Annotated in this window: 2 protein-coding genes; both read left to right on the top strand. The window is 71.4% G+C overall.

Annotated features, from left to right (window positions below; all coding sequences use genetic code 11):
- On the top strand, positions 1-342 hold a 342-nt coding region (locus ABT360_RS35295; RefSeq protein ID WP_444852382.1), incomplete at its 5' end, for a sensor histidine kinase.
- A 201-nt stretch (positions 343-543) separates the two neighbouring features.
- Positions 544-1,352, top strand: an 809-nt coding sequence (locus tag ABT360_RS35290) for a sensor histidine kinase (protein ID WP_351825845.1), incomplete at its 3' end; no start/stop codon positions are given.

Raw genomic sequence — 1,352 nt, 5'->3', positions numbered from 1 at the left:
GTGGAGGTGGATCTGCCGACCCGTCCGGCCCCGGCGATCGAGGGCATCGCCTACTTCACCGTCTCGGAGCTGCTCCAGAACGTCTCGAAGCACTCCCGGGCACGCACCGCCGCGGTGGACGTGTGGCGGGCGGACGACCGGATGCTGATCCAGGTGACCGACGACGGGCACGGGGGTGCCCGGCTCGACGGGGGCACGGGCATGGCGGGCCTGGCGGAGCGGCTGGGGGCGGTGGACGGCCTGTTCCTCCTCGAGTCGCCGGTCGGGGGACCCACGACGGTCACGGCCGAGCTGCCGTGGCGCCGTCGCGAGCCGTCCCGCCCCGCGCGACAGGGGGGATAACCCCCGGTCAAAGACGGATACGAGCCTCATGGTGCCCGTCCGCCCGAGCCAGCAGGCTTGATCCAGGTGAATGCACCAGGGGCGTCCACGACGTGGATGCACCACCTCACCACCTCACCACCTCACCCCATGCCGCACACCCCACCCCCCAGCAGACGTGGCGACGACAAGAACGACGACGAGAAACGGACGGACGACCCGATGGCCCTGGCCTATGGACCGGAGACCCGGCACCACCGCCTCCCCGTGGCGCTGCGGGCGCCCTTCGAGGCCCGCACCTGGCGCGAGTTCGGCTACCTGCTGATCGGTCTGCCGCTGAGCGTCCTCTACTTCGCCTTGTCCATAGCCATGGTGTCGCTCGGCGCCGGCCTGGTCGTGACCTTCCTCGGCATTCCGCTGCTCGCCGCCGCGCTCGTCATGTGCCGCGGGTTCGGCATGGTGGAGCGGGCGCGGGCGCGCGGCCTGCTGGGGGTGGAGGTGGCCGATCCCTCGCCCGTGCGCGGCCGGTCCGGCACGGGTTTGATGGCCTGGGTCGGCGGTGTGCTCAAGAGTGGCGAGTCCTGGCGGCACTTCCTCTACGCGGTGCTGCACATGCCGTGGGCGATCTTCGCCTTCACCGTCGCGGTGGCCTTCTGGACGTACGGCTGGGGTCTGCTGACGTATCCGCTGTGGCGGTGGGTCTTCCCGGTGTACGCCGGGGTGGACGGTCTCCAGCTGTACGGGGACGGGACGCACAGCTTCTACCTGGACTCGCCCGTGGAGATGGCCGTCACCAGCCTGTTCGGCCTGCTCGTCGTGCTCGTCACGCCCTGGGTGATCCGGGCACTGGCTGCGGTCGACCGGCTGCTGGTGACGGGCCTGCTGAGCCCGTCCCGGCTCGCGACCCGTGTGTCGGAGCTGGAGTCGGACCGGGGTGTGGTCGTCGACACCGCGGCCGCCGACCTGCGCCGCATCGAGCGGGACCTGCACGACGGAGCCCAGGCCCGCCTGGTCGCCCTCGCCATGGGTCT

Source organism: Streptomyces sp. NPDC000229 (assembly GCF_040300825.1).
In the GTDB taxonomy this organism is placed as follows: domain Bacteria; phylum Actinomycetota; class Actinomycetes; order Streptomycetales; family Streptomycetaceae; genus Streptomyces.
This window is presented reverse-complemented; position numbering and strand designations above follow the sequence as displayed.